The 24,884-nt window shown below is 68.8% G+C and carries 18 protein-coding genes; 10 read left to right on the top strand and 8 right to left on the bottom strand.

Going from position 1 to position 24,884, the window contains the following annotated elements; all coding sequences use genetic code 11:
* Positions 1–94: 94 nt before the first annotated feature.
* Positions 95–715: a mycothiol-dependent nitroreductase Rv2466c family protein gene (locus ABD893_RS07755; RefSeq protein WP_345077872.1), complete on the bottom strand. Its 621-nt coding sequence runs from the start codon at positions 713–715 to the stop codon at positions 95–97.
* Positions 716–917: 202 nt separating this feature from the next.
* Here ABD893_RS07755 and ABD893_RS07750 point away from each other — a divergent pair, with 202 nt between their 5' ends.
* Both ABD893_RS07750 and ABD893_RS07745 read left to right on the top strand, forming a co-directional pair.
* On the top strand, positions 918–2,804 hold the full coding sequence (locus tag ABD893_RS07750; protein ID WP_345077869.1) for an ABC transporter transmembrane domain-containing protein: 1,887 nt from the start codon (positions 918–920) through the stop codon (positions 2,802–2,804).
* Positions 2,801–4,633: an ABC transporter ATP-binding protein gene (locus ABD893_RS07745; protein WP_345077866.1), complete on the top strand. Its 1,833-nt coding sequence runs from the start codon at positions 2,801–2,803 to the stop codon at positions 4,631–4,633. The genes ABD893_RS07750 and ABD893_RS07745 overlap by 4 nt, the downstream gene beginning before the upstream one ends.
* Before the next feature lie 93 nt (positions 4,634–4,726).
* Here ABD893_RS07745 and ABD893_RS07740 read toward each other — a convergent pair whose 3' ends face one another.
* Complete coding sequence (locus tag ABD893_RS07740; RefSeq protein WP_345077863.1) at positions 4,727–5,407, bottom strand: response regulator; 681 nt, start codon at positions 5,405–5,407, stop codon at positions 4,727–4,729.
* A 38-nt stretch (positions 5,408–5,445) separates the two neighbouring features.
* On the opposite strand from ABD893_RS07740, the gene ABD893_RS07735 reads away from it, so the two are divergent.
* The 6 genes from ABD893_RS07735 to ABD893_RS07710 all read left to right on the top strand — a co-directional run bounded on the left by ABD893_RS07735 (position 5,446) and on the right by ABD893_RS07710 (position 13,556).
* The gene (locus ABD893_RS07735) at positions 5,446–7,284 is read left to right on the top strand and encodes a sensor histidine kinase (protein WP_345077860.1); all 1,839 of its coding nucleotides are present in this window, start codon (positions 5,446–5,448) and stop codon (positions 7,282–7,284) included.
* Between the two features lie 62 nt (positions 7,285–7,346).
* Positions 7,347–8,468: a fatty acid desaturase family protein gene (locus ABD893_RS07730; protein WP_345077857.1), complete on the top strand. Its 1,122-nt coding sequence runs from the start codon at positions 7,347–7,349 to the stop codon at positions 8,466–8,468.
* 139 nt (positions 8,469–8,607) lie between these two features.
* Complete coding sequence (locus tag ABD893_RS07725; RefSeq protein WP_345077855.1) at positions 8,608–9,261, top strand: ribonuclease FAU-1 family protein; 654 nt, start codon at positions 8,608–8,610, stop codon at positions 9,259–9,261.
* Between the two features lie 110 nt (positions 9,262–9,371).
* Positions 9,372–11,921, top strand: a complete 2,550-nt coding sequence (pepN, locus tag ABD893_RS07720) for an aminopeptidase N (RefSeq protein ID WP_345077853.1) — start codon at positions 9,372–9,374, stop codon at positions 11,919–11,921.
* Positions 11,922–12,072: 151 nt separating this feature from the next.
* Entirely contained in the window at positions 12,073–13,023 is a 951-nt protein-coding gene (locus tag ABD893_RS07715) for a mechanosensitive ion channel family protein (RefSeq protein ID WP_345077850.1), read from the top strand.
* A gap of 83 nt (positions 13,024–13,106) precedes the next feature.
* Positions 13,107–13,556: a globin gene (locus tag ABD893_RS07710; RefSeq protein WP_345077847.1), complete on the top strand. Its 450-nt coding sequence runs from the start codon at positions 13,107–13,109 to the stop codon at positions 13,554–13,556.
* A gap of 48 nt (positions 13,557–13,604) precedes the next feature.
* Here the strand turns inward: ABD893_RS07710 and ABD893_RS07705 are convergent, their stop codons facing one another.
* Positions 13,605–14,135, bottom strand: coding sequence for an acyl-CoA thioesterase (locus ABD893_RS07705; RefSeq protein ID WP_345077844.1), 531 nt, complete (start codon positions 14,133–14,135; stop codon positions 13,605–13,607).
* A 40-nt stretch (positions 14,136–14,175) separates the two neighbouring features.
* Here ABD893_RS07705 and ABD893_RS07700 point away from each other — a divergent pair, with 40 nt between their 5' ends.
* Positions 14,176–15,105, top strand: a complete 930-nt coding sequence (locus tag ABD893_RS07700; protein ID WP_345077841.1) for an acyl-CoA thioesterase — start codon at positions 14,176–14,178, stop codon at positions 15,103–15,105.
* A gap of 13 nt (positions 15,106–15,118) precedes the next feature.
* Here ABD893_RS07700 and ABD893_RS07695 read toward each other — a convergent pair whose 3' ends face one another.
* Both ABD893_RS07695 and glgP read right to left on the bottom strand, forming a co-directional pair.
* Positions 15,119–16,438 carry an extracellular solute-binding protein gene (locus tag ABD893_RS07695; RefSeq protein WP_345077838.1) on the bottom strand — a complete coding sequence of 440 codons (1,320 nt, stop codon included), beginning with the start codon at positions 16,436–16,438 and terminating at the stop codon, positions 15,119–15,121.
* 37 nt (positions 16,439–16,475) lie between these two features.
* Positions 16,476–19,040, bottom strand: coding sequence for an alpha-glucan family phosphorylase (gene glgP, locus ABD893_RS07690; protein WP_345077835.1), 2,565 nt, complete (start codon positions 19,038–19,040; stop codon positions 16,476–16,478).
* 299 nt (positions 19,041–19,339) lie between these two features.
* Between glgP and ABD893_RS07685 the strand changes: the two genes are divergently transcribed.
* Positions 19,340–20,905 (top strand): sigma-70 family RNA polymerase sigma factor, encoded by a 1,566-nt coding sequence (locus tag ABD893_RS07685; RefSeq protein WP_345077832.1) that lies wholly within the window; start codon positions 19,340–19,342, stop codon positions 20,903–20,905.
* A 183-nt stretch (positions 20,906–21,088) separates the two neighbouring features.
* Here ABD893_RS07685 and ettA read toward each other — a convergent pair whose 3' ends face one another.
* The 3 genes from ettA to ABD893_RS07670 form a co-directional block, all read right to left on the bottom strand.
* On the bottom strand, positions 21,089–22,771 hold the full coding sequence (ettA, locus tag ABD893_RS07680; protein WP_345077829.1) for an energy-dependent translational throttle protein EttA: 1,683 nt from the start codon (positions 22,769–22,771) through the stop codon (positions 21,089–21,091).
* A gap of 217 nt (positions 22,772–22,988) precedes the next feature.
* A complete protein-coding gene (locus ABD893_RS07675; RefSeq protein ID WP_345077826.1) occupies positions 22,989–23,681 on the bottom strand; it encodes an HAD-IA family hydrolase in 693 nt (230 codons plus the stop codon).
* Positions 23,678–24,841, bottom strand: a complete 1,164-nt coding sequence (locus ABD893_RS07670) for a YlbL family protein (protein WP_345077822.1) — start codon at positions 24,839–24,841, stop codon at positions 23,678–23,680. The genes ABD893_RS07675 and ABD893_RS07670 overlap by 4 nt, the downstream gene beginning before the upstream one ends.
* Between the last annotated feature and the right edge of the window lie 43 nt (positions 24,842–24,884).

Below are 24,884 nucleotides of genomic sequence, written 5' to 3'. Positions count from 1 at the left end.
GGGGTCTCGCTTTCGGGAGGTCTGCAGAGTCAGCTGGCCCCGCCGGCGTGGCGGCCAGGCGGGGCCGACGGGGGTGTTCTTACGACAGCGGGGATCAGCTGAAGTCGATGCCGCCGCTGCGGGCGCGCTTGAGCTCGTAGAAGCCGTCGATCGAGGCCAGTGTCGCGAGGGCGTCGAGCAGCTTCCCGGCGTCCTCACCCTTCGGCGCCGGAGAGACGACGGGGCCGAAGTATGCGGTGCCCTCGCCGAAGGAGATCACGGGGGTGCCCACGTCGTTGCCCACCTGCGAGATCCCGCGCTCGTGAGAGGCGCGCAGCGCGGTGTCGGTCTCGTCGCCGGCGACCGGGTCGTAGGCCTCGATCAGGGAGTCGGGCAGGCCAGCATCGGCGAGCGCGGCGACTGCCGCGGCCCGTCGGTCGTTGTTCTCGCCGCCGACGTGGTAGCGCTCGCCCCAGGCGGTGTACCAGCGGGAGAATGCCTCATTGCCCTCGGACGCGTCGATCGCGATCGCGAGCCGGGCCGGGCCCCAGGAGTCGTCGAGCATCGCGCGGTAGCCGGAATCCAGCTCAGCGCCCTCATTGAGGACGGACAGGGACATCACCGAGTACTTCGGCGTGATCTCGCGGACTTCCGCTGCATGCAGCAGCCAGCGGCTGGTCATCCAGGCGAAGGGGCAGACGGGGTCGACGAACAGCTCGACGGTGCGCGCAGTCACAGAGTCTCCTCGGTACGGGGGTGATGCCGCCATTCTGTCACTCACGAGCTCTGTGCGGGCAGGAGACCGTGAGGTGGGCAGGGAGGCTGCGGGGATGCGGCCGAAAGGTGACCGGAGTGACGACCCGGGCGGTGGCTGGAGAGGTACGCAGAGAGGTGACCGGAGCGGTGACTCGAGGGGTGACCGGGACGACACTCCCTGAATGCCAAAAAACATTGCGTTGCGCTGGGCGGACGGGTTTGATCAGTCAGTGCTCGATTCCCGTCCCGCCACCGCGGCCCCCGCTCTGCCCCGTGCTTCCGCGCCCGGGGTGATGCGTTCGATCGTCCGCAGTCATCGCCGGATGCTGGCGGTGGTGCTGCCGCTGGCGACGCTCTCCGAGGGCATCGAGCTGCTGATGCCGATCGTGCTGGGCCTGGTCATCGACCACGGCATCCTGGACGGGGATCTGCGGCTGACAGTGCTCGGTGCAGTGGGGCTGATCGTGATGCGGATCATCGGCGTGCTGCTGTGGGTCTGGACGTTCCTGCAATCGCAGAAGGCGTGCATGTTCGAGCGCCATCGCCTGCGGGTGGGCTTGACGGGAGCTGTGCTCGATCCTCGTTCTCGCGCGGTGCAGCGACCTGCCGGAGAGGTGCTCTCGATCGCCACCGCGGACGCCGACAAGGCCTCCGATCTGCTGGACATGCTCCCCTGGGTGATCCCGTCCCTGATCGCGGTGCTCGCGGCCTCGGCCTATCTCGCGGTGTCAGATCTCTGGCTGGGACTGGCGATGCTGGGCGGGATCGTGGTGATGGTGGTGGTCATCCGCGTGATCACCCCGACCCTGTCCGCCCGCTATGACGACCAGCAGTCCCAGGCCGCGGAGGCCGCCGCGACCGCCACCGACCTGGTCCACGGGCTGCGGGTGCTGCAAGGGCTGGGCGTGCAGAGCCGGGCCCGGGCCACCTATCGCAGTCGCTCCCAGATCGCCCTGCAGGCGGCGCTGGTCAATGCCCGCTACTCCGGGATCTCCTCCGGCCTGACCACCCTGGTCACCGGCACCATGCTCGCCGCCGTGGTGGTGCTCGCCGCGCTCCGCACCCTCGACGGCGCCCTGTCCCTCGGCGTGCTGATCGCAGTGGTCGGTGTGGCCCGCTATGTGATGGGAATGCTGCAGGGACTCTCCGGCGCACCGGTGTGGTGGGCGAGCATGTCCACCTCGGCACGACGGGTGCGCGATCTGTACACGGACCTGGGGCGCACCGTCGACGATCCGGAGCTGAGCCTGGACGTGCTGACCGTCCAGCGCGACGATCGCGGCGATGCTGCCGGTCCTGCCGGTGCTGCCGGCGCGGGCGTCAGCTCCGGCGCCGGCTCAGCAGCCGGTGCCGCTGCCGGGCGCCGTGGCGCCGCGGGTGGTCTGCAGCTCCCACAGCTCTCGGTGGCCGACGGCGAAGTGGTGGCGCTGGCCTGCGCGGATGCTCGGGATGCGGACGCCGCCATCGATGCGGTCAGTGGCCGGGTCGACGCCGGGGCCCGGGTCGGCACCACGCCGATCACCCCCGCCGATCGGCTCACGCTGCGCTCCGAGCTGCTGGTCGAGCCGCATGCGGTGGACCTCTTCGACGGCACACTGCGTGAACAGCTGGCCACCCGTGCGCCGCTCGGCACCACAGACGACGCCCACGGCTCGGAGGGCGCTGCCAGCTCCTGGGCCGACGATGCCCTCCGTGCCGCGGGGGCCGAGGACCTGCTGCGGATCCTGCCCGAGGGCTATGACACCCGCATCCTGGACCGCGGCTCGAATCTCTCCGGCGGCCAGCGCCAGCGCATCGCCCTGGCCCGGGCGGTGGCGGCGGATGCTCCGGTGCTGGTGCTGCACGACCCCACCACCGCGGTCGACGCCGTCACCGAGCAGAACATCGCCGAGGCCCTGATCGCCGCCCGCCGCCGCACAGACCGGGCCACCTTGCTGGTCACCCGCGCTCCGGCCCTGCTGCGCGAGGCGGACAGGGTGGTGTTCATGCAGGACGGCGAGGTCGCCGCAGAGGGCGCACACATGGATCTGATGGGGATCGAGGCATATGCGGAGGTGGTGCGGCGATGAGCGACATCGACTGGAAGCGTCCGCTGGATGAGGTGTTGGGCGACGACGCCACCGCCCGACGGCAGCTCGCCGAGCATGCGCAGCTGCTGCCCATCGCCGATGCCCGCACCTCCCTGCGGTTCATCGCGGCCCGTCTGCGGGAGCACTGGGGCGCGACGCTGCTCACACTCCTGATCACGATCGGTGGTGCGGTCGCCGCAGCATTCCTGCCGCGGCTGATCGGTGCGGCCGTGGATGTGGTCGTCAACGACGGGACGAAAGACCAGGTGTGGATCCTGGGTGGCCAGATCCTGGGCGTCGGCATCATCCAGGCCGTGCTCATGGCGGTCGGCTGGGCGATGATCTCGGCGCTCGGCCAGCGGATCCTGGCCGGGATGCGCGAGGACGTCATCGACCGCGCTCTGGACCTGCCCGCGCAGACCATGGAGCGCACCGGCATCGGGGACGCCCTCTCCCGAGTGGCCGATGACGTCGACGTCGCCGCGCGCGCGGTCAACAATCTGGTGCCGAACCTGATCCAGCTCGGCTTCCTGGTCGTGATCACACTGGTGGGCATGGCGACCCTGTCGCCCTGGCTGCTGCTGATGGTGGTCATCATCGTCCCGATGTATGTGCTCGCCGCGACCTGGTATCTGCGCCGCACCGCCCCCATCTATCGGCGCGAGCGGATCGCGATGGGGGCCCGTGCCCAGGGCCTGCTCTCGGCGATCCACGGGATCCCCACCCTGCACGCCTACGGCATCGAACGGCGCGAGACCCGCCACGTGGCGGTGCTCTCGGAGACCGCCTCGGTGCTGAACATGAGGGTGATGTACCTGGTCAGCCGCCTGGTGATGGGCCTGAACGTGCCCGAGAACCTGGCGCTGGCGATGGTGCTCCTGCTGGGCTTCGTGATGGTGCAGGTCGGCGGGGCACCGGTGGGTCTGGTCACCGCCGCCGCGATCTACCTGGTCACCCTGTTCTGGCCGATGATGTCGGTGATCTTCAACCTCGACGAAGTGCAGTCGGCGCTCGCGAGCCTGGCCCGGATGGTCGGGGTGATCACCTCGATCGACCCGGCCACCTCCCCCGGCACCGAACGTCCCGCCGACGCTTCGATCCGGCTCGAGCAGGTCTCCCATGCCTATACCTCCGACGAGGAGGGCATCGAACGCATCATCCTGCAGCCGCTCGACCTGAATATCGCCGACGGGGAGACGATCTCCCTGGTGGGCGCCTCCGGTGCCGGCAAATCCACGCTGGCTGCGATCCTCGCCGGGACCCTCGAGCCGCGTCATGGCCGCGTGCTCCACGGCGGCGCGGACCTCGTGCGTGCCGACCTCGAAGCGATGAGGTCCCATGCCTCGATCGTCAGCCAGGACGTCCACGTGTTCCGCGGGACGCTGCGAGAAGACCTGAAGCTCGCGGCCGCCGACGCCTCCGATCAGGAACTGCGCGAGGCGCTGGACCGAGTCGATGCACTCACCTGGGTGGACCGGCTCCCCCAGGGCCTGGACACCCAGGTGGGCGAGAAGGGTGCCCGGCTCACCGCCGAGCAGTCCCAGCAGCTGGCCCTCGCCCGGATCGCCCTGCGCGATCCCGCGGTGCTGATCCTCGACGAGGCCACGGCCGACGAGGGCTCCTCAGGGGCCCGGGTGCTCGAACGGGCAGCGCTCGAAGTGGCTCGAGGCCGCACCACCGTCATCGTGGCGCACCGGCTCTCCCAGGCACGACTCGCCGATCGCATCCTGGTGATGGCCGATGGCGCCGTCGTCGAGCAAGGCACCCATGACGAGCTGGTCGCCCTCGACGGGGACTACGCGCGCCTCTGGGAGGCGTGGAGCAGCTAGCGTCAGCGGCCGGTTGAGGCCGCCTGGCGTCTGGGCCCGGCTGGCTGTTCACTCGCCGGTTCCCCCGGGTCGCTCGCCGGATGATTCCTCCGCTCACTCGCCGCGGCGGACCAGTCCGGACTCGTAGGCGGCCACGACCAGCTGAGTGCGGTCGCGGAGCATCAGCTTGCTCAGCACACGGGAGACGTGCGTCTTGACCGTCTGCTCCGCCATCACCAGCTCCGCAGCGATCTCGCGATTGGCCAGCCCGCGGGCGACCAGTCGCAGCACGTCCAGCTCCCGCTCGGTGAGCACCGACAGGCTCGCATCGGCGCCATCAGGTCGTTCCGGACGCGACACGAAGTCCGCGATCAGCGCTCGGGTCACCCGCGGGGCGAGCAGCGACTCTCCCCCGGCGACCACCCTCACGGCGTGGACCAGCTCCTGGGGTGTGGAATCCTTGAGCAGGAATCCACTCGCGCCCGCCCGCAGCGCCGCGAAAACGTACTCATCCGCATCGAAAGTGGTCAGCATGATGATCTTCGGTGGTGTCCCCGGCATCCCGAGCACCTCACGGGTCGCCTCGAGCCCTCCGACGTGCGGCATCCGGATATCCATCAGCACCACATCCGGGCGGGTGCGCGCGACCACCTCCGTGATCCCCGCACCGTCCTCCGCGGTGCCGACCACCTCGATCCCCTCCTGGGCGTTCAGCAGGGCCTCGAAACCGCCACGGATCATCGACTGGTCGTCGACGACCAGCACCCTGAGGGTGTCGTGCGCAGCGGGTTCCATGGGCACACCGTATCCCCGTTCGATGGCAGGTCCGCGCCATGTTCCTGGTCCCTGACCGGCGCAGCCTGCGCCAGCTGGGCCCAGATCTGGCGCTGCTCTTCTCCGGACTGGGGCTGACGCTGCTCGCCGTGGTGGTGCTGGTCCCGCTCACCGCGGTCTCCGCCACCCTGGCGATCCTCTGGATCGGGGTCGTGCTGCTGCCTCTGACGCTGACCCTGGCCTCCGGTCTCGCTCGCTGGGACCGGGAGCGGCTCCTCCGCTGGGGGCTCGAGGTCTCCTCCCCGCAGTACCGACCCGCGGGAGCCGGACCCGCCGGTCCGCTGCGCCGCATCACGGATCCGCGACGTTGGCTGGATCTCGGCTTCGAAGGGCTGATCGCCCTGCCGGTGCGCGTGCTCACCGGCACGCTCCCCCTGCTCTGGATCCTGGGATCGCTCAGCGGGCTCACATATTGGGCATGGGGACGACTGCTGCCGTCGGAGATCCGCGAGCTGCCTGGGCAGTGGGCGCTGGCCGCCGTCACCGGGCTGGTCCTGGCACTGACCCTGCCTGCCGGCGCGCATCTCCTGGCCCGTCTCGATGCGGTGGTCACCGCATCTCTGCTCGGCGGCGCCGCGCCGGGTGCTCGCCTCCCCGGAGGCGCGCCTGCCGCAGCATCCAGGATTTCACCGCTCGCCGCCTCCGATCACCGCCTGCGCGAGAACGCGTGGAGCAGGATGACGATCGCCTACCTCGCCTTCGTGCTGGTGGTCGTCGGCTGGCCGGTCACCGCGATCGTCTACGAGGTGCATCCGGCACCCGCCATGGTGGTCTCCGTCGCCGCCGGCGCGGCAGCGCTGATGGGTGCTCGCTGGCCCTGGGCGGGCCTCTCGCTCTCCGCCGTGGCCGCGCTCGCGGTGCTGCTGGTGACCGCTCCCGGCCACGGGACCGCGCCCTGGCCCTGGCCGGTGACCTCCCTCCTGGCCCATTGCCTCACCCTCGCCGTTCTCGCGATCTTCCATCGCTGGTACTGGGCGCTGTCGGCATGGTCCGCCGGTGCGATCCTGACCCTGCTGGTGCTGCTGGTGACCGACCCGGCGGAGCTGCCGGGCGGGACCCTGCGCACGGTGACGACCAACGGGGTGGTGCTGGTGGCCATCAGCGGTGGAGTGGTCCTGCTGGGCCTCACCGCACGGCAGTGGATCCTGGCCCGCGGGCAGGCCGAAGAAGCACAGAGCGTGAGCGCAGAAGAGATGCGTCGGCGCCATGAGCTGGAGGATCGCGGCCGGATCGCCCGCGAGCTGCACGACGTGGTCGCGCATTCCATGTCCGTGATCACGGTGCAGGCGGGCACCGCGAAGTACCGCCTGCAGCATCTCGATGCGGAGACCGTCAGCGAGTTCGAGGACATCGCCGCCTCCTCCCGCCAAGCACTCGGGGAGATGCGCTCGCTGCTGACGATCCTGCGCACCGACGAGGCGATCGCAGAGGTCTCGATGCCCGGCCTCGCCCAGATCGACGAACTGGTCGCGGCCAGCCGCAGCGCCGGTGCTGAGATCAGCGCCGAGCTCGACGACGTCGACGTCCCACCGACCACCGGACTCACCTCCTACCGCGCCGTTCAGGAGGGGCTCAGCAACGCCCTGCGTCATGCCCGCGGTGCCGCGATCGAGGTGAGGATCCTCCACCTCGGCGACGACCTGGAGATCAGCGTCCACAACCACGCACCCCCGCAGTCGACCGCCCCGCACGATCCGCTCCCCGGCGCCGGGCTCGGCCTGGCCGGCACCCGGGAACGCGTCGGAGCCCTCGGCGGATCCGTCGAATGCGGACCGACACCGGAGGGCGGATTCCTGCTGCGAGCACGGATCCCGCTGACCGACCCCCTACCCGGGTAGGGGGTCGAAGTTCGCTCCACCGAGGGACGCGCCGCATCGCAGGGGCTCATAGCCTCAGGACCATGACCACCACTCTCGAGCCCAGCGCCGCCCCGTACCGCGCCGCGGATCACACCCGCGACTACTTCGAGCTCTCCGAGCGCGTCAAAGCCGCAGGCCTGATGGGTCGCAACGTGCGCGCGTACATGGTGCGCACCGTGATCCTCGCCGCCGTGTTCGCCGGGGCCTTCGCCCTGCTGCTGACTCTCGGCAACACCTGGTGGCAGCTGGCTGTCGCCGTCCTCTTCGGTGTCCTGTTCACCCAGGCCTCCTTCCTGGGTCACGACGCCGCGCACCAGCAGGTGTTCGCCAACGGCCGCCGCAACGAGTGGTTCTCCAGGATCGTCGGGAACCTCGTGGTGGGGCTCAGCATCGCCTGGTGGAACCGCAAGCACAACAAGCACCATGCCCACCCCAACACCATCGGCCGCGACGGCGACATCGCCCCCGGCTGGCTGGTGTTCGTGCCCGGTGATGCACAGGAGCGCACCGGGTTCATGGGCTGGCTCCTGCGCCACCAGGGCTACGCCTTCCTCCCGCTGCTGAGCCTGTTCGGCTTCGTGCTGCACTACGAGGCGATCGCCTCGCTGCTGCGTCAGAAGAAGGTCAAGCACCGCACGTTCGAGCTGGTCCTGGTCCTCATCCGGATCTTCGGCTTCCCCGCCATCGTGATCTCTGTGCTCGGGCCGGGTCTGGGTGCCGCGTTCCTCTTCGTGCAGCTCGCCGTCTTCGGAATCACCATGGGCGGCTCCTTCGCCCCGAACCACAAGGGCATGGCCCTGATCCCGCAGGGCATGGACGTCGACTTCCTCCGCCGCCAGGTGCTCACCAGCCGCAACATCACCGGCGGTCGCCTGATGAACATCGCGATGGGCGGGCTGGACCTGCAGATCGAGCACCACCTCTTCCCGCGGATGCCCTCGGCGAACCTGCGCAAGGTGCAACCGATCGTCAGGGAGTTCTGCGCCGAGCGCGGCATCGTCTACACCGAGACGAACCTGATCTCCTCCTACAAGGTCATCATCAGCTACCTCAACAAGGTGGGCCTGGGCTACGCGGACCCGTTCGACTGCCCGCTCGCCTCGCAGCTGCGCGGTGCACCCCTGCCCTCTTCGCAGCTCCGCGGCGCAGCCCAGCCTTCCTGACGGCGCGCCGCACCTCCTGCGGAGAGGGAGGCGGTATGGTCGTTCCATACGCCTACCCCTTCACGGGCAGTGCAGCCCCGGCTCGGTGGCCGGATGGTACGGGGCGTCCGTGGAGGCCGATCCGGCCGGGATCACCACCATGTCTTCCACCCCGCGCTGGTCGCCTGGCGACCAGGTGACCTGGACCTACTACACCCCACAGCACCCCACCCGCACCGTCCGCCCCGGCACTGTCGTGCTGGACGATGACCGCGGCGTGGTGGTCTGGATCGCGCCCGGCACCGAGGTGCTGCTGCCCGTGCTGGAATCCGGCGCAGCATTGCGCCGTGCTGGTGACGAAGGCATGTTCACCGCGCCGCGTGTCCAGTCCAAGCAGCTGTGGACCGGCAACGGCATCCTGATGATCGGCCTGCCGGACTCCCCCTACTCGATCTGGCTGTTCTACAAGGACGATGGCTCACTGGGCTGCTACTACGTGAACCTCGAGACTCCCTATGAGCGCACCGCCGAGGGCATCCGCACCCGGGACCTCGTGCTCGACCTCGTCGTGCTCCCGCGCCGGGACTGGCACTACAAGGACGAGGACGAGCTCGAGGGTGCCGAGCGCACCGGCTACTTCACCGCCGAGGAGATCGACGCGATCCGCGACGCGGGTCAACGGGCCGAGCAGCACATCGCCGACTGGACCTATCCGTTCTCCGCCGGCTACGAGTACTTCTTCCCGGACCCGAAGTGGCCACTGCCCCAGCTGCCCGAGCACTACCGCTGGGACCTCGACCTCACGCGTCGGTGACCTCTGCCAGCCGTAGACGTTGCCACAGTGTTTGCGGTGCCCAGGAGTCGAGACCTGCTCGAGATCCGTTCGCACCAGATCACCAGGGTGCCGGTGGCAGGATGGAGCCCATGTCATCCGAGAACCTCACTCGCGACGAGGCCCGCAGCCGCGCCTCGTTCCTCAGCACCGATACCTACGAGATCCGTCTTGATCTGACCACCGATGAGCGAACATTCCTCACCGAGACCACGATCCGCTTCTCCTCCACCACCGCCCAGGCGACGTTCGTCGACCTCATCGCAGAGTCCGTCGAGGAGATCGAGCTCAACGGCGAGCTGCTGGCCGATCCCGCCGCGTGCTTCGACGGAGCACGGGTGCGCCTGCCTGTGCTGCGCGAAGGCGAGAACACGGTGCGGATCCTGGCGACGGGCCGCTACATGAACACCGGCGAGGGCCTGCACCGCTTCGTGGACCCGGTGGACGAGGAGGTCTATCTGTACTCGCAGTTCGAGGTCTCTGACGCCCGCCGCATGTTCGCCTGCTTCGAACAGCCCGACCTCAAGGCCACCTACCAGCTCACGGTCACCGCACCCTCCCACTGGCGGGTCATCTCCGTCTCCCCCACCCCTGATTCAACCCCCGCCGGGAAAGACAACGCCACCTGGGTCTTCGAGCCCACTGAGCGGATCTCCACCTATCTCTTCGCCCTGATCGCCGGGAACTACCAGGGCGGTACCGGGGAGATCACCACGCGCGACGGCCGGACCATTCCGATGGGCGTCTTCGCCCGCGCCTCGCTCGCCGAGCACGTCGACGCCCAGAACGTCATCGACGTGACCAAAGCCGGCATCGACTTCTACGAAGAGGCTTTCGACCAGGACTTCCCGTTCCGCAAGTACGACCAGATCTTCGTGCCGGAATACAACATGGGCGCGATGGAGAACCCCGGTGCGATCACCTACGTCGAGGCATACGTCTTCCGGTCCGAGGTCTCCGACGCGACCCGCGAGCGCCGCGACCTCACGATCCTCCACGAGCTGGCGCACATGTGGTTCGGTGACCTGGTCACCATGCGCTGGTGGGACGATCTGTGGCTGAACGAGTCCTTCGCCGAGTACGCCTCCACGCTCGCGAGCGCCGAGGTCACCCGTTGGGCGGATTCCTGGACCACCTTCGCCCTCTCAGAGAAGGGCTGGGCCTATCAGCAGGACCAGCTGCCCTCGACCCACCCGATCGTCGCCGACATGATCGACTTCGAGGCGGTCGAGACCAACTTCGACGGGATCACCTACGCCAAGGGCGCCTCCGTGCTGCGCCAGCTGGTCGCCTATGTGGGGCGCGAAGAGTTCTTCGCCGGAGTGCGCGCGTACTTCGCCAAGCACGCCTGGGGCAACACCGAGCTCACGGATCTGCTGGTCGAGCTCGAGACCACCAGCGGCCGCGACCTCAGCAGCTGGGCGCAGCTGTGGCTCCAGCGCGCCGGCGTGAACACGCTGCGCCCCGTGATCGAGCGTGACGCCGAGGGCACTGTGACCCGTTTCGCGATCGCCCAGACCGCGCCGGCGGAGCACCAGACGCTGCGCCCCCACCGCCTGCAGGTGGGCGGCTTCTCCCTCCAGAACGGGATTCTGGTGCGCACCGAGTCGGTCGAGCTGGATGTGGACGGCGAACTCACCGAGGTGCCGGCGCTGGCCGGGAAGCGCGCCGATCTGTGGCTGCTCAACGATGGTGATCTCACCTACTCGAAGGTGCGCCTGGACGAGGAGTCGCTCGCGGTCGCGATGGAGCACCTGCGCGACCTCGACGACTCACTGGCCCGGACCCTGCTGTGGTCCGCCGCCTGGGACATGGTCCGTGACGGCGAGCTGCCCAGCCGCCGCTACCAGCAGCTTGTCCTCGCGAACCTCACCGGCGAGGCTTCCTCCTCGGTGGTGCGCACCCTGCTCCAGCAACTGGAGAGCGTCGCCGGCCCCTATGCCGCGGTCGACCAGCGGGCACAGCGCACCGAGTCCGCCGCGAGCGCCGTCTGGGAGCTCGCCCTCGCAGCGGAGGCCGGTTCCGACGCCCAGCTGCAGTTCGTCGAGAGCTTCGCGCATCTGGCCCGTACCGTGGAGCACCGCCACACCCTCGAGGGGCTGCTCGGCGGGACCGTCAGCCTGCCGGGGCGCGAGATCGATACCGATCTGCGCTGGAAGCTGGTGATCTCGCTCGCGGTGCTGGGCGGGATCGACGTCGCCGGGATCGACGAGCAGCTGGCTGCCGACGACACCCAGTCCGGCCGGAAGCATGCGCTCACCGCCAAGGCGGCGCTGCCCACGGAGGTCTCCAAGGCCAAGGCCTGGCGCCGCACGGTGGAGAAGGACACCCTGGCCAATGAGTCGGTCACCGCGGTGATCCAGGGATTCCGACGGGTGGTCGATGAGTCACTGCTGGCCCCCTACCGCCAGCGCTACTTCACCATGATCGATCAGGTCTGGAAGGAGCGCTCGAACGAGATCGCCACCCGCCTCGTGGGCGGCTACTTCCCGCACGCCTACGGTGGGCAGGCCGTGCTCGATGCCGCCGATCAGTGGCTCGCCGATTCCGAGGACGCCCCCTTCGGGCTGCGCCGCATCATCATCGAGGGCCGCGACACCGTCGCCCGGCAGGAGCGCGTCCGCGCAGCTGATCTCGGCTGAGCGACGTGCTGTGAGCCCGCGAACGGCAGGAGCACAGCCCAACGAACACGGCTGAGCGACGTGCTGTGAGCTCGGGGCGGGGTGGGTCGGTGACCTACCTCGCCCTGGGCACCTCCAGACTTCTGGCGCTCCGGGCGATATCGTCGAAAGCATGTTGGATGACCCCCTGGATCTCGGACTGCTGCTGTCCTCACCCACCACCGATGAGGCGCTGACCCTGATGGATCAGCTGCTGCGCTGGCTCGCCACCAGCGGCATCAAGATCGTGATCATCGCGGTGGCCGCAGGATTGGCAAGTGTGCTCGTCGGCTGGTTGCTGCGCCGCTTCTTCCGCACCATGGTGCAGTCCGGTTCGAAGATCTCGACGATGACCGGCACCGTCATCCGCCGCGACCCGAAGACTCAGAAGGCCGCGCAGGCCCGTCGTGAGCAGCGCGCGCATACCCTGTCGAACGTCGCCCGCAATATCTCGCACGTGATGATCTGGGCGATCGCTACGATGATGATCCTCTCCGAGATCGGGGTAAACATCGCTCCGGTCATCGCGAGCCTCGGGGTGGTGGGCCTGGCGGCCGGCATCGGTGCCCAGACCATCATCAAGGATGTGGTCGCAGGAGTGGTGATGCTCCTCGAGGACATCGTCGCGGTCGGTGACTGGGTGGATATCGAGTACGCCGAGGGCACCGTCGAGTCGATCAATCTGCGCGCCACCCAGGTGCGGGGCATCGACGGCGTGCTGTGGACGGTGCGCAACGGCGAGATCATCCGGGTCGGCAACTATGCGCGCGGCTTCTCCAACGCCGTGGTGGTGCTCGACATAGACGCCGCGGCCGACGACGAGCAGGTGACGGCCGTGCTCGAGTCGGTCACCGCCGAGCTGGCCGCGGATCCCGCCTGGGAGGACCAGATCCTCGCCGCTGCGAGCATCACCGGCATGCTCACGGTGGATGCGAACCGCTATCAGCGCCGCGTCACGATCCAGACCCCTCCCGGTCAGCAGTGGGGCGTGGAGCGAGAGCTGCGGGCCCGGATCCGGGCCGGCTTCGCCTCCGCGAGCATCGCCTTCGCCATGCCGCGTTTCGTCGAGGCCACCCAGAAATGACAGCCCGCAGCGGATGCACAGCATCAAGAACCCCTGCACCGTGACCACCTGCGTCGTGACCCCAGCATCGGAGAGCACCAGCCATGACCACCCCGTCCCCCCAGCCCGAGCAGATCAGCTTCTACGAAGCCGTCGGCGGCCATGAGACGTTCGTACGGCTCGTGGACCGGTTCTACGACGGCGTCGCCGAGGACCCCGAGCTGCGTCCGATGTATCCGGAAGAGGATCTCACCGGGGCGAAGCACCGGCTGTGCACCTTCCTCGAGCAGTACTGGGGCGGGCCGAAGACCTACGGCGCGGAGCGTGGCCATCCGCGGCTGCGGATGCGGCACGCCGTCTTCCCCGTCTCCCCCTCGGCCCGCGATGCGTGGCTGCGCCATATGCGCGATGCTCTCGACACCCTGGAACTCGCACCGCTGCACGAGCAGACGCTGTGGGACTACCTCGACCGGGCGGCACATTCGATGCTCAACACGGTCGACGGCGGCGAGGCACCGGCTGCGGGGCAGACGATCCCGGACCAGCTGAGCTGACGCCGGCGCACCGGGGCGGAGGCGAGTACAGATCCCGCCGTCCCGGGCTCAGTCGCGGAAGCGCTGCGGCTCTCCGGAGAACTGCTGCAGCCGGTCGCGGGTCTCCTGGTCCAGCCGGACCGGCGCTCCGGACTCGGCATCGATCAGCACCACCACGGTGCGTGCCCGTGCATAGGGCGCCGTGCCCTCGGGATCATCACGGGTGAGCACGAGATAGTCGATGCTCAGGCTGGCTCCACCGATCCGGGAGAGCCACAGCCGTACGATCACGCCATCGCGCCGGTGGCCGAGCGGCCGCGCGTACTCGATCCGCTGCGAGGCGATGACGGTGCTGAGCGCCGACCCGGCCCCGCTGACCGGAAGCGCGGCCGGTGGCTGCGGGGCACCGAGCTCGAGCTGCTCGGCGGGTGGCTGCCAGAAGGCGGCGATGCGCGCCTCTTCCAGCAGCCTCACCACCGCAGCGTTGTTCACATGACCATAGGCATCGAGGTCGGTCCAGCGGACAGGAACCGGGATATCCAGCGGATGCGGCTCCTTCGGCGTGAGATCGGGAGCATCGGCGAGGGAATGAGAGGCCATGGTTCTCATCGTAGGCGTCATCGCCAGTACGATCGGCCGCATGACCTCTGCGCACACCGACCCCTCGAAGATCGCCGCTGATCTCGTGGATCTGCTGGATCTGCGCGAGACCGCCCCCTTCGGCGAGTTCTCGACCACGGCCACCGTCGCCGCCTACCAGGGTGACTCCTCCCCGCATCCCGGCGGGCACGTCTTCGGCGGACAGGTGATGGGCCAGGCCGTCACTGCGGTGGGCCGCACGGTCTCCCCCGATCGCCGCATCCACTCGATGTACTCCTACTTCCTAGCCCCGGGCGATCCCGCCCACCCGATCCGCTTCCAGGTCGATGCGCTGCGCGACGGCGGCTCCTTCTCGGTGCGCCGGGTGCTGGCCACCCAGCCCGGCAAAGAGGCCGACGAGGAGGAGCGCACGATCCTCGCCATGACGGCATCGTTCCAGGAGAACCAGGACGGTCTGGAGCATCAGGAGCGTGCCCCCGAGGCACCGGATCCCGAAGGGTTGCCCACCACCGCCGAGGTGCTCGACGGCATCGATCATCCGGTGGCGCGCTTCTGGGCCACCCAGCGCCCGATCGACATCCGTCACGTCACCGATCCGATCTATCTGCGCCCCGATGCGGCAGGCGCCGAGTCGCAGATGGTGTGGATGCGCATGCTCGCCCCGATCGAGGCGGATCCGCTCACCCATGATGCGATCCTCGCCTTCGCGAGCGACTACACGCCCTTCGAGCCGATTCTGCGCCGGCAAGGGCTGAGCTGGATGACCCCCGGCCTGAAGATGGCGACGATCAACCATGCGATCTGGTGGCACAAGCACGTGGACACCAACGACTGGCTGCTCTACGTCCAGCGCTCCCCCTCCGCGGCAGGCGGGCGAGGGCTCACCCACGGTCAGCTCTTCGACCGCGGCGGCGACCTGGTCGCGACCGTCACCCAGGAAGGCATGATCCGGGCCACGCCGGCTCGCTGATTCGGCGCAGCCCTCAGCCCATCGCCTCGCGGGCGGCCTGCTGCGCCTCGGGGAGGGCTTCGGCGGCAGTCGCGTCGCCACGGAAGATCTTCGCGATGCCCTGCAGAGCGGTACCGGTGGCGATCGCGGAACGATCTCCCGTTTCGGGGCGGGCCGCAGTCTCGGGCACCTCGATCACCGAGACGTCCACGCCGGCCTCCGCCCAGCTCTCCTCCCATGCGCCGCGCAGGTCGCGATGGGCGGGGATTCCCAGGCGGTGCTCGGCCAGCGGGCGCTGGCCCTCCGTGCCACCGAGCCAGTTCAGCAGCTCGGCGATCGCCGCGGAACGGTCATCCTTCTTCGCTTCGACGCCGACGGCGGCGATCGCGTGGACCAGTGGGCGGGGGCCCTGGGGACCGGCGATGACAGGGTGGATGCCCCAGTCGAAGTTCCCGCCGATCTCCTCGGCCAGCGTGTGCAGATCATAGGTTCCCGTCTGCAGCAGGCCGAGCTTGCCCTGGAGGAACAGACTGCGGCACAGTGTCGGGTCCGCCGTGGTCTTGGACCCTGCCGGTGCGAGGTGGGAGAACGCGAGATCGGCGAGATACTGCACCGCCGTGATGCCCTCTTCGGAGGCGAAGGACATCGTTCCTTCCTCGTCCTGCCAACTGCCGCCCTGTGACGCGATGAAGGGCCCGAGCACTGCGGTGCGGTCGGGATGGGCGCTGAACCCGAAGGTCGCTCGGGCAGCGGGGTCGAACCCCTCGTCCCCGGGGTGGCGGCCCTCCCCGTCGACGGTGAGGGCGTGGGAGAGATCCCGCAGCGGATCCGTCGGCGCCCCCGGGTCGAAGCTCAGCGCGGTCGCGTCACCCTTCGCGGCGGCGACCAGGCCCTCATGGGATACCAGGATGCTCTGCTCCCAGAGCTGGGGCACCCCCCACAGCCCCTCCTCGACCCGGTAGAGGTCGGTCGCGACACTCTCCCATCGAGAGGAGCTGTCGCCGACGATCTCACCGATCTCGAGCAGCTGACCGCTGGCATGCGCCTGGGCGAGGTTCGCGGTGTTCATCCAGAGCACGTCGGGCAGGTTCTTCGCCGCAACATCCAATGGCAGCTGGGTCCAGTAGTCATCCCAGCCGAGCACTTCCACCTCGACCTCGATGCTCGTGCTGGCGGTGAACTCCGCGAGGGAATCCTCATAGGCCGCCGCTGCCGCCTCGCTCCACACTCGCATCCGGAGCGTGTCGCCATCGTCGAGCTCGGCGGACGGCTCCGAGGAGCAGCCGCTGAGCGCTCCGACCCCGGCCAGGCCCATCGCAGCGGTGGAGAACAAGAGCTGGCGGCGGGTAGGCACGGGGTCGGAGCCTTTCATCGGTGGTGCGGCGAGCCGCTCAGGCGGTGGTGACCAGCCCGAGCTCGGCGCGGGAGGCCAGCACCGGATGCTGCGGGGTGACCCGCACGGTGTAGCCCACCTCGCCGGGAGCGGCGAGCGCGAAGCGCGCGGCCCAACGGCCGTCGTCCCCACGCTGCAGAGGAATCAGCTGAGGATCGATGATCTCATCCTCCGCACCGATCTCGCCGAGGACCGCCTCGATCAGCACGTCCGTGTCGCGCAGACCACCCAGCTCGACGTCCGCCACCAGGGTGACCTCCGCGCCGGTGGAGACCGCCGAACCGTCGGCCCCCTCGAGGGTCACACCGTGCACGGCGATCTTCGACCAGGCCTGCTGCACCGCGGCCTTCCATTCGGTGAACTGGCCGGCCAGGGCCGGATCCGCGGCGAAGGCGGAGGCTGCACGGGCGGCAGGCAGATAGAGCTCGGTGACATAGTCGCGCACCATCCGGGCAGCCACGATCTGCGGGGCGACCTTGACCAGCGAGGAGCGGACCTTGGTCATCCATCCACGCTGCATGCCGCGCGCGTCACGCTCGTAGAACAGCGGGACGACCGACTGCTCGAGGATCTCGTAGAGCGCCTCGGCCTCGATCCGGTCGCGCTCGGACTGGTCGGCGATCTCGGCGGTGGGGATCGTCCAGCCGGCCTCGTCGTCCTTCATCTCGTCCCACCAGCCGTCGGAGACCGAGAAGGTGAGCCCGCCGTTGAGGACGGCCTTCATGCCTGAGGTGCCGGAGGCCTCTTCGGGCCGGACCGGGTTGTTCAGCCACACATCCGAGCCGGCGATCAGCACGGAGGCCATGCGGATGTCGTAATCGGGCAGGAAGGCGATGCGGTGACGCACGCCGTGGTCGTCGGCGAACTGCACCAGCTGCTGGAGGAACTCCTTGCCCGGGCGATCAGCCGGGTGCGACTTGCCGGCGACCACGATCTGGACCGGGCGCTCCTGGTCCAGCAGGATCTTCTTGAGCCGCTCGGGATCCGTGAGCATCAGGGTGAGGCGCTTATAGGTCGAGACGCGCCGAGCGAAGCCGATGGTCAGGGCGTTCGGGTCCAGGATGTGGTCGGTCCAGGCGAGCTCCGCCTCGTCGGCGCCGCGGCGCAGCCACGACTCCTTGACGTGGCTGCGTGCCATGGTCACGAGGTCCCCGCGCAGTGCGTTGCGGGTCTCGGTGAGCTCGTGGTCGGTGAGGGTCGCCAGGGCGCTCCAGTCGCTGAGCGAGGAGATGTCGACGTCGCCGAGCGCCTTCTTGTACAGGTCGTCCATATGCGCCGAGGTCCAGGTGCGGCGGTGCACGCCGTTGGTGACCGAGCCGATCGGCACCTCCGGCACATCGAAGCCGGGGTAGAGGTCCTGGAACATGCCGCGGGAGACAGCGCCGTGGAGCTTCGCGACGCCGTTGGCGCGCTGGGCGATACGGAAGCCGAGCTGGGCCATGTTGAACACGTCCCCGCCCTCCTCGATGCCGAGCGCGAGCGCGGCCTCTACGGGCAGGGAGGGGATCAGACGGGCGAGACCAGACTGATCGGCGTCGAGGTAGCGGCGAAGCTGTGCGGCATCGAAGCGGTCGATGCCGGCGGGCACCGGGGTGTGGGTGGTGAAGACGGTGCCCGCGCGCACCTCGGAGACGGCCTCGGAGAAGCTGGCGCCTGCCTCGATCCGGCGGCCCACACGCTCGAGCCCGGAGAAGCCGGCATGGCCCTCATTGAGATGGAACACGGAGGGCGCCGGCGCCCCGGTCACCTCGGCGTACGCCTCGACCGCGCGCACGCCGCCGATCCCCAGCACGATCTCCTGGACGATGCGGTGCTCGTGATCTCCGCCGTAGAGACGGTCGGTGATCTGGCGTGCGTCCTCGTCGTTGGACTCGACGTTGGTGTCCAGCAGGAGCAGCGGAACCCGGCCCACCTGCGCCTTCCAGACGGCGATGGTGATCTCGCGGTCGCCCGGCATCTGCACTGCGACGGTGAGCTGTTCGCCGTCTGCGGCCAGCACGGGGTCGATGGGCAGCTGCTCGGGATCGTTGTGGCGGTAGTTCTCCTGCTGCCAGCCGCTGGGGTCCAGCGACTGGGAGAAGTAGCCCCACTGGTAGAGCAGGCCGATGGCCACCAGCGGCACCCCGAGGTCCGACGCGGACTTCAGGTGGTCGCCGGCGAGGATGCCGAGGCCGCCGGAGTAGATCGGCAGCGTAGGGCTGATCCCGAACTCCATGGAGAAGTAGGCGATCGCGGAGCCGTCGCCATTGCCCTGGGCGCCGGGGACGGTGCGCTGGAACCAGCGGCCGGAGTCGAGGTAGGTGCGCAGGTCACCTGCTTCGGATCGCATCTGCGCGAGGAACGACTCGTCGCGAGCCACCTCGGCCAGGCGCCCCGCTGGAACTCGGGAGAGCATCGCGATGGGGTTCTCGCCGCTGGCGGCGAACACGCGGGGGTCGAGGGAGCGGAACAGGTCGACGGTCTGTCGGCGCCAGGTCCAGCGCAGGTTCATCGCCAGATCGCGCAACGGTGCGAGGACATCCGGGAGGTCGGAGGAGACCGTGATCGTGGAGAGGGGCTTCATGGCTCCACGGTACCCGAGGTAACTGAAAAATCTTGCACGCTTCTTGCGTCGTGGACGCCCGCGCCTCGGGAAGCAATTTCTCTCCTCGACCAGGAGAGATGGCCAATTGTCGGATCGTCAGACATCGAGTTCCCCACTGACCCGCAACATTCTTGCAAGAAATTTCTTGGCGGCGGGGCCGGTTCTCCCCATGCCTCCCGCAGCATTTCCGCGTAGCCGACGCCACTGCCTGCGACAATGGTGCGGCACCGTGGGGGACGGTGCCTCACGACATGATTCAGAACGCACGGAGGCGCCCGATGGGGAGCGACATACGGACCGGGGAGATGCCCGCGATCCCGGAGGACACCGTCGATCTCGGCGAGCGTCTCGATCCGACCAGGACGTTGCTGCGTCGAGCCTCACGGGGGGATCAGCGCGCCGCTGCCGCACTGGTGGATGTGCTCGGTCCTCGGATCCACGGCCTCGCCGTGCATGTGACGGGCTCCTCTGCGAGGGCGGAGAAGCTCGCTGTGACGGTGCTGCGCTCCTGTCTTCGTGATGCCGGCGATCTCGCCGCGAGCGGACTGCCCGGCGAAGCTGCGGTGCTGGACCGCGCCCGGCGGGCGGCAGTGGCCACCCACCCGAGCGGGGCTGTGCGCTCTCTGGTTGCTCCAGATCTGGTCAACGACCGCACCCGTGATCGTCGTGAGGTGGACGTGCTGCGGGTGCTGCTGGAACTGCCTCCGACGCATCGCGCCCTGGTCGAGTCCGCTGCCCAGGGCAGGTTCGCCTACACGGGGCTGGTACGTCAGCAGAATGCTGTGATCCTCTCCCGGGTGCTCGACGGGCTGGTCCCGTTCGGGGGCCCTGAGGATGTGGAGACACGAGCACTGGCCGCCCTCGACGGCCTCGCCCTGGCTGAGGAGGGAGAGCGCCTGAGGCTGCGTGAGCTGACCCGGTATCCGGAGACGGCAGGGGTGCACCGGCATGCGATCGAGGCTGCGGCTCGCCTGGCGCTGCTGACTGCGGTACCGCCTTCTCGCGATCTGCGCCTCGCCGTGCTCGAAGGCTTCGGCGCTCTGCACCCCGACGCTCCCCGCTCGCCCCTGCAGCCTGACCGGGCTGCAGGTGGCTCAGAGCCCGAGCCCAGCTACCGGGGCGACTATGCCACTCCCGTGCTCGGAACCGACTCCCAGCGACGGATGGTCGGCCCACCCGCGATGGCAGGCGGGCGTCTCTCGAGCGCCGCGGAACCGTCGGATGACTCCCTCAGCGCTGCGAGGGATGCGGGCCCCGAGGCCGCTCCACCGACGGGCGCCCCAGACGGGTCCCAGTCCCCCGCCTTCTCCTTCCGCGCCACGGATGAGAAGCAGCGTTCGCGTCGAGACCGCCGCCGTGAGCAGCGGCGCGCCGCTCAAGGTCGCCGCGGTGTCCCGTGGTTCTCACGCACCGTCGCTGCTCTGGCTGCGACCGTGGCGCTGGTGCTCGGCTGGCTGCTCTGGGATGCCCACCATCAGCTCGAGGAGTCCGAGCGCTTCGCCGCCGCCTGGGCGGGTCACACCATGACCGCCGGTGCCCAGCTGGTCCCCGGAGTCAGCGACAACGGATCCTGGCAGGCGGTGATCACCGAGGACGGCATCTCGCTGCGCGCCGAGGGGGTGGCGGGCTGGGAGGGCGAGGTCCTCGAGCTCTGGGGCGTGACTGACGGGGTGCAGCGCAGCCTCGGCGTGCTCGACCTCGCAGACGACGGCTCGATCGAGTTCACCACTGTCGAGACCGACGAGCTCCTCTTCGTCACCCGCGAGATGCCCCCGGGGAACGAGTCCGGCACCCCTTCGGAGCGCGTGGTGGCGAGCCTGGATCCCGAGGCGTCCGGGATCTGAAGCACCGCCTTCGAACCTCCGACCGGGAGCGCACAGGGCTGGGTGACGTGCTGTGAGCACGCGAACGGCAGTAGCCGAATGGCAGAGGCACAGCAGTTCGGGCAGGGCCCGGCATGACGCCGCCCCGCTCGCGAAGGCGAACGGGGCGGCGGGTGGAACGTGAGCGCCCAGGGGGCGTCAGGCTCAGTCGCGGGTCAGGCGACGGTAGGTCACGCGGTGGGGACGGGCTGCATCCTCGCCGAGACGATCGACCTTGTTGGCCTGGTAGGACTCGAAGTTACCCTCGAACCAGTGCCAGTTCGCCGGGTTCTCCTCGGTGCCTTCATAGGCCAGGATGTGGGTCGCGACCCGGTCCAGGAACCAGCGGTCGTGGGAGACGACCACGACGCAGCCCGGGAACTCCAGCAGCGCATTCTCGAGCGATCCGAGGGTCTGCACGTCCAGGTCGTTGGTGGGCTCATCGAGCAGGAGCACGTTGCCGCCCTGCTTGAGGGTCAGCGCGAGGTTCAGGCGGTTGCGCTCACCGCCGGAGAGGATCCCGGCCTTCTTCTGCTGGTCCGGGCCCTTGAAGCCGAACTGGCTGACGTAGGCGCGCGAGGGGATTTCGACCTTGCCGACCTGGATGTAGTCCAGCCCGTCGGAGACGACCTCCCAGAGGTTCTTCTCCGGGTCGATGTTCTCGCGGTTCTGGTCGACGTAGCTGATCTGGACGGACTTGCCGATCTTCAGCTCGCCGTCGTCGATCGGCTCGAGGCCCACCATCGTCTTGAACAGCGTGGTCTTGCCGACGCCGTTGGGGCCGATGACGCCCACGATGCCGTTGGGCGGCAGGGTGAAGGAGAGCCCGTCGATGAGCACGCGCTCGCCGAAGCCCTTCTTGAGGTTCTTGGCGTCGATGACCTGGTTGCCGAGCCGCGGGCCCGGCGGGATGGTGATCTCCTCGAAGTCGAGCTTGCGGGTGCGTTCGGCCTCCGTGGCCATCTCCTCGTAGCGGGCCAGTCGTGCCTTCGACTTCGCCTGGCGGCCCTTGGCGTTGGAGCGGACCCAGTCCAGCTCGTCCTTGAGGCGCTTGGCGAGCTTCTGGTCCTTCTTGCCCTGGACGTTGAGGCGCTCCTGCTTCTTCTCCAGGTAGGTGGAGTAGTTGCCCTCGTAGGGGTACAGGTGACCGCGGTCGACCTCTGCGATCCACTGGGCCACATGGTCCAGGAAGTACCGGTCGTGGGTGACGGCGATGACTGCGCCCTCGTACTGCGTGAGGTGCTGCTCGAGCCAGAGCACGCTCTCGGCGTCGAGGTGGTTGGTGGGCTCATCCAGCAGCAGCAGGTCGGGCTTCTCCAGCAGCAGCTTGCACAGTGCCACGCGTCGGCGCTCGCCACCGGAGAGGTGGGTGACCATCTCGTCGCCGGGCGGGCAGCGCAGAGCGTCCATCGCCTGCTCGAGCTGGGAGTCGAGGTCCCAGCCATTCTCAGCATCGATGTCGGTCTGGAGCTTGCCCATCTCCTCCATCAGCGCATCGAAGTCGGCGTCGGGCTCGCCCATCTCCTCGCCGATGGCGTTGAAGCGCTGCACCTTCCGGAACAGCTCACCCATGCCTTCCTGGACGTTCTCCAGGACGGTCTTGGTCTCATCCAGCGGCGGCTCCTGCAGCAGGATGCCGACGCTGTAGCCCGGGGAGAGCTTCGCCTCGCCGTTGCTGGGCGTATCGAGCCCGGCCATGATCTTCAGGATCGTGGACTTGCCGGCGCCGTTGGGGCCGACCATGCCGATCTTCGCTCCGGGATAGAAGCTCATGGAGACGTCATCGAGGATGACCTTCTCGCCCACGGCCTTGCGGGCCTTGTACATGGAGTAGATAAATTCAGCCAACTCGGGTTCCTGTTCGGAGAGGGGTTCTGGGGATTCTCACCGGCGCGCCGGGAAGCGGTGCCGCACGGGATGTGTCGCAGTGCCCGACTCTACCCGCAACCGAGCCCCAGGGCCCCGAGAAAGGGGCTGGGATTGACGCGTGCCACCCGCATCGCCCGCCCGGTTCCGGATCGACTCTCGTGCGCGAGAAGGCGGCGCCTGATTCCGACGAGGATGCTCAGTCCAGCGGGACTCCTCGTTCGGCGAGCACCCGGCGTGCCATCGCCGCACCGTGCTCGGTTCCCTCGGGATGTGCGTCGCCGTTGCGGGGCCAGAGATAGGCATCCATGCCGCGCGCCTTCGCGGCGTCCACGTTCTCCTGGCGATCATCGAAGAAGATGACTGCCGAGGGGATCGATACTCCCCCGGTCTCATGGGCGAGGACGTCCAGCATCAGCTCATAGATCTCGCGGTCCGGCTTGACCGTCCGCTCCTCACCGGAGACCACGGCGAGGGTGAACGCCTCGAACCAGTCCGCGCGGCGCACCTCCTCCCCGAAAGCCACTGAGGCGTTGGACAGCAGCGCCAGGCGCACCTCGTTGCGGGCGAGGTCGTGGATCAGCGTCCTCGATTCGGGGTCCATCCGCAGGAAGTAACGGTTGTCCGCCTTCTGCAGCTCTGCGATCTCCTCCTCGGAGAGCTCCTCGACTCCGACGGAGGCGGCCACCGCCCCCCAGTACTCGGCGACGGTCGTCTCCCCGCGGTCGTAGGCACCGCGTTCACGCCACAGCGCCTCTTCGAGCGCTGACTGCTCGCCGCCGAGCAGCTCATGCAGGTCCGCCACCGGGTCATGCCCGGCGCTCAGGACTCCCCCGTAGTCGAACACCACGGTGGGCTTCGGTGGAGTGCGTTTGCGGTTGCGCTTGCTCATTCGTTGTTCACGTCCTCACAGGTGGGCAGGCCTTCGGCGCTGCCGGTTTCAGCAATGGTCTCGGTGGCGGTGAGCGCATCCTCGAAGTTCGTCACGGCGACGACTTCGAGTCCGTCCGGCTCGTAGCCGACGACCTCATCGCAGTTCGCACTCGGCGCGAGGAAGAACTCGGCCTCGGACTCTTCAGCGCCCACCATCTTCTGGCGGATCCCTCCGATGGGGCCGACGGCGCCGTCCACGGCGATGGTTCCGGTGCCGGCGATCTGGTGGCCGCCGGTCAGAGCGCCCGCAGTGAGCTCGTCATAGACGGACAGCGAGAAGATCATCCCTGCGCTGGGTCCGCCGATGTCTCCCACGACGATCTTGACGTCCATCGGGAATTCGTAACCGGCGGCGAGCACCACCCCCATCCGGGGCGCTCCGTCGGCCATCTCCGAGGGGACCTCGAGGGTCAGCTCCTCGCCTCCCCGACGCACCTGCATCGGGACCGTCTCCCCCTCAGGCGTGGCACGGATCAGCTCGCGGTAGCCCTCGAGCGAGCTCGCGGTCTCTCCTCCGACGGAGACGATCACGTCTCCCCCTTCCAGGGTGCCGTCGGCCGGCGCTCCTTCCTCGACCCCCGCGATCATCACGACCGACTCGTACTCGACCCCGAGCTCGTCCAGCGCCACGGCGACCGCTCCCTGCTGGGAGGTGCTCATGGCGGCGGTGTTGTTCAGAGCAGTCTGCTCGCGGGTCTGGCCGTCCGGGAACACCGCTTCCTTGGGCAGCACCTGCTTGGAGCGGTCGAACCAGGCGGCGACGACCTCCACCGGGGTCACCCGGTATCCCGGCCCACCATCGACGGAGACTGTGGTCATCATCAGAGTCCCCTCGGTCGGGTGGGTCTCCGCTCCGTCGATCACCAGGATCTCCTCGCCGTCCCACTCGCCGAGCACATCGATCGCGGGTCCCGGGCGCTCGATGACATAGGGCACTGGCAGGAAGGAGCCGACCAGGATCATCACGCACAGCAGCAGCAACGAGACCACTGCCAGCGCCGGGCGTGCGAGCTGCGCGTCGTCGAGGGACTGGGCGAGCAGGTTCTGCACCCTGCGGGCGGGTGAGGGGTCGGTCTCTGCCCTGCGGGCGCGTGGGGGGTCGGTGGGGTCTTCTGTCACCCCGACATTGTGCCCCACCCTCCGCATTCTCCTGGCGGAGCGT

The organism is Brachybacterium paraconglomeratum (genome assembly GCF_039541415.1).
Taxonomy (GTDB): domain Bacteria; phylum Actinomycetota; class Actinomycetes; order Actinomycetales; family Dermabacteraceae; genus Brachybacterium; species Brachybacterium paraconglomeratum_A.
This window is presented reverse-complemented; position numbering and strand designations above follow the sequence as displayed.